Raw genomic sequence first — 3,817 nt, forward strand, 5'->3', positions numbered from 1 at the left:
GATGCGGTCGGGCGACTTGGTCGCCATGGTCGGCCCGTCGGGCTGCGGCAAGTCGACGATCCTCAAGCTGGTCGCCGGCCTGCTGCGCCCGACCGAGGGCAACGTGTTCGTCGCCGGCCGCGAGGTCGGGGCCGAGCGCATCGGCATCGGCATGGCGTTCCAGAACCCGACCCTGCTGCCGTGGCTGAGCATCCGGCACAACATCATGCTGCCGCTCAAGATCGTGAAGCCCTATGCCGACACGTACCGGCGCGACAAGGACACGGTGTTCCGCGAGCGGGCCGAGGCGCTGCTGGCGCGCGTCGGCCTCGCCGGCTTCGGCGACCGCAAGCCGTGGGAGCTGTCGGGCGGGATGCTGCAGCGGGCGAATCTCTGCCGCGCCCTGATCCACGCGCCCAAGCTGCTGATGCTCGACGAGCCGTTCGGGGCGCTCGACCAGTTCACCCGCGAGGAGCTGTGGTCGGTGCTGCAGGATCTGTATCTCGAGACGCGGCCGACCGTCTTCCTCGTGACTCACGACCTGCGCGAGGCCGCCTTCCTGGCGAGCCGCATCCTGGTGATGAGCGCGCGCCCCGGCCGCGTCGTCGAGGACCGCGTCGTCGACTTCGCCCGGCCCAGAACCCTCGAGACCACCTTCACGGACGCCTTCGGCGGGCTCACCAACGAGCTGCGGCGGCTGATCTTCCAGGCCCGGCACGAGCAGGCCGGCGCGGCCCGGACGGCAGCACAGGAGACGGCGGCATGAAACTCACCCGTCGCACCCGCGACCACATCAAGTCGGCGGCCTGCATCGTGGCGATGTTCGTCGTCTGGGAGCTCGCCTGCGTGGCGTTCAGGATCAGTCCGATCGTGCTGCCGCGGCCGACCGCCGTGATCTCGACCCTGATCGTGCAGATGCCGGCGCTGTGGCCGCACATCCTGCAGACGCTCGCCACCACGATGCTGGGCTTCCTGCTCGGGACCGTGATCGGGGTGGCGCTCGGCGCCTTCGTCGGCGTCTCGCGCTCCGCCTACAACACCGCCTATCCGCTGCTGGTCGGCTTCTCGTCGATCCCCAAGGTGGCCGTGGTGCCGATCTTCGTCCTGTGGTTCGGCTCCGGCACCGTGCCGGCCGTGCTGACCGCGATGACCACCTGCATCTTCCCGATCGTCGTCAACGTCGCGACCGGGCTCGCCACCACCGAGCCCGAGATGGAGGACGTGCTCAAGGCGCTCGGCGCCAGTCGCCGGCAGGTGCTGTGGAACGTCAGCCTGCCGCGCGCCATGCCGTACTTCTTCGCCTCGCTGAAGGTCGCCGTGACGCTCGCCTTCGTCGGTACCGTGCTGTCCGAGACGGTGGCGGCGAATCGCGGCATCGGGACCGTGATGATGATGGCGACGGCGAGCTTCGACGTGCCGCTGGTCTTCGCCGGCCTGTTCGCCCTCGCGCTGCTCGGCATCCTGCTCTACGTCGTCTTCGCCGGCATCGAGCAGCGGGTCTGCGGCTGGGCCACCCGCAAGCAGGACCTCGCCGTGGCGTGACGCCGGCCGGCGGGCGAATCGGTCGGCGAGCGGTCCGGCGGGCGAATCGGGCTCGCGCCGAGCCGGCCTCGGAAAACTGTCACAAAACTCGCTTACGCTGTGGCCGTCGGCTCCGGCGGCCGCACCGCAGGCCGGGCCTGTCGCAGCCAATAAAAAACCCGCCGACTCTCGCGAGGGCGGGCGTAAGATGGGCTGTCGATTGGTTGCGGGGGTAGGATTTGAACCTACGACCTTCAGGTTATGAGCCTGACGAGCTACCGGGCTGCTCCACCCCGCGCCAATCCGTGTCCGGTGCGATTTGTCGTCGCCGCCGGCGCGCGGCTTATGTAGCACAGCTTCGGCGAATGGGAAGCCCACCGTGGGACAGAATCTTGTCGTTTCCGACATGCATCGAATGCCGACCGGAACCGACACCAAGGATGCAAGCCAGGCAACCCTGCACGTTCCGGATGTGCTGCGCGAGGTCGCCCGCCAGGCGTTGACCGAGGCCCGCACCGCGATCACGGCTGCGGACGTGCCGGAAGCCGAGGCGATTCACGATTTCCGCAAGGGAATGAAGCGCTGGCGCGCCCATCTGCGGCTGGTCGAGCCGTTCCTGGGCGACGAGGGCCGAAGGCTGCGGAACGAGGCGCGCGACCTCGCCCGCATGCTGGCCGGGGCCCGCGACGCCCAGACGGCCCACGACGCGCTCGACGATCTCGGCAAGGTCGAGGGCGTGCCGTCCCTGTCGGAGCGCAGCCTCGCCACCGTGTCGGCCCGGCTCGACGCGGTCCGGACGCAGGCCGAAGGCGTGTCGCTGACCCCCGAGGCCCGGGCCCGAATCGACGAGCTGCTGCTCGCCGCCACCGAGGGGGTCAAGTACTGGCCGATCGGGCGGCTCGACTTCCGCGATCTCGCCAAGGAGCTGGCCGGCCATTACGCCCGCGCCCGCAAGGCGATCCCGGCCGACTGGCATACGGCCCACCCGGAGACGCTGCACACGATGCGGCAGAAGGTGGTGATCCACCGCTACCAGATGGAGATCGTCGCGCCGCTGTGGCCGCGATTCGGCGAGTTTTGGGTCGGCGAGGCGCAGCGGCTGCGCGACCGGCTCGGCCACCACCAGGACCTGATCATCCTGGCGGGCTTCACCGAGCCGCACGGGCCGCTGGCGCCGTGGCGGTCACGGTTGATGCCGCTGATCGAGGCGCGGCGGGCCGAGCACGTCACGGTGGCGGCCCGCCTGGCCGGGCGGCTGTTCGCCGATTCGCCCAAGAGCTTCCGGCGTCGACTGCTGGCCTTGTGGGAGCACCGCGTGCCGACCTGAGGGCCGGCTCGGGCCGCTCGCGCGGCCGTGAACCGCGGGGCGCTTCCGCCACACCGTACCGGCAGGATAGACTCGGCGTGCCGGACAGCCGTCCGGCCGCAGCACAGACCGGGCAGGCCGCATGAACGCAGCCCCGCACCGCCGCCTCGCGGCGGTCCTCGCGCTCGCCGCGACGGCGGCCGTCGTCGCCGTCCCGACCCGCCTGGCCGGGCAGACCGTGGCGCCCGCCGACCCGCCCGACACGGTCTATACGACCGGCGACGCCCCGATCGACGAGCAGAGCAAGCGCAGCCTCGCGACGACCGAGGCGTTCCGGGCCTTCCTGCCGGTCTCGGTGGACCTGTCGGGCAGCATGCCGCTGCCCGGCCGGCAGGGAAAGCTGCCGTCCTGCACGGCCTGGGCCGTCGCCTATGCGGCCCGCAGCTACTACGTCTCGACCGCCGAGGGCCGCGACGTGCGCCAAGCCTCGAACGTCCCGAGCCCGGCCTATGTCTATCACCTGGCCCGCACGACGCCGGATTGCGCCGGCACCAACTTCGTTCGCGCCATCGACGTGCTGCGGCGTGGCGCGCCGTCGATGGCGTCCTACCCGTATGCCGACCAGTGCACGGCGCCGCCCGGCCCGGAGGTCACCACCCGGGCCGGCGATTTCCAGGTGCGCGGCTATCGGCGCATCGACCTCGCCCGCCTCGACGACATCAAGGGCCAGCTCGCGCTCTCCAATCCGGTGCTGATCTCGTTCGCCGACAGCATGGCGTTCCAGAAGCACCGCGGCGACGGCGTGTTCGCCGAGCCGGACTTCATCGAGCCGCGCGGCTGGCACGCCATGACGCTGACCGGCTACGACGACCGCCGCCAGGCGGTCCGGCTGATCAACTCCTGGGGCCAGGGTTGGGGTGACCGCGGCTATGCCTGGGTGAGCTACGACACCATCCGGCAACGGGTGCGCGAGGCCGGCATTCTCGACGTGGCGCGGCCGCAGCGGCCGAC

The 3,817-nt window shown here is 70.9% G+C and carries 4 protein-coding genes and 1 tRNA gene; 4 read left to right on the forward strand and 1 reads right to left on the reverse strand.

Annotated elements, in window-relative coordinates; genetic code table 11:
- Positions 1 to 745 (forward strand): ABC transporter ATP-binding protein (locus tag CH341_RS22195; protein WP_111421156.1); only part of this gene is annotated, 745 nt, incomplete at its 5' end.
- Complete coding sequence (locus CH341_RS22200) at positions 742 to 1,521, forward strand: ABC transporter permease (RefSeq protein WP_111421157.1); 780 nt, start codon at positions 742 to 744, stop codon at positions 1,519 to 1,521. The genes CH341_RS22195 and CH341_RS22200, both read left to right, overlap by 4 nt.
- Positions 1,522 to 1,721: 200 nt before the next feature.
- On the opposite strand, the gene CH341_RS22205 is transcribed toward CH341_RS22200, so the two are convergent.
- Positions 1,722 to 1,798: transfer RNA gene (locus CH341_RS22205), tRNA-Met, on the reverse strand.
- 117 nt (positions 1,799 to 1,915) lie between these two features.
- Here CH341_RS22205 and CH341_RS22210 point away from each other — a divergent pair.
- On the forward strand, positions 1,916 to 2,827 hold the full coding sequence (locus CH341_RS22210) for a CHAD domain-containing protein (RefSeq protein WP_170149758.1): 912 nt from the start codon (positions 1,916 to 1,918) through the stop codon (positions 2,825 to 2,827).
- Positions 2,828 to 2,948: 121 nt separating this feature from the next.
- The coding region (locus CH341_RS22215; protein WP_146604576.1) for a C1 family peptidase at positions 2,949 to 3,817 on the forward strand (869 nt) is incomplete at its 3' end.

This window comes from Rhodoplanes roseus (genome assembly GCF_003258865.1).
In the GTDB taxonomy this organism is placed as follows: Bacteria; Pseudomonadota; Alphaproteobacteria; order Rhizobiales; family Xanthobacteraceae; genus Rhodoplanes; species Rhodoplanes roseus.

Coding starts and splice junctions, on each gene's coding strand:
- CH341_RS22200 (WP_111421157.1), top strand. CDS start 742: ATGAAACTCACCCGTCGCACCCGCGACCACATCAAGTCGGCGGCCTGC.
- CH341_RS22210 (WP_170149758.1), top strand. CDS start 1,916: ATGCCGACCGGAACCGACACCAAGGATGCAAGCCAGGCAACCCTGCAC.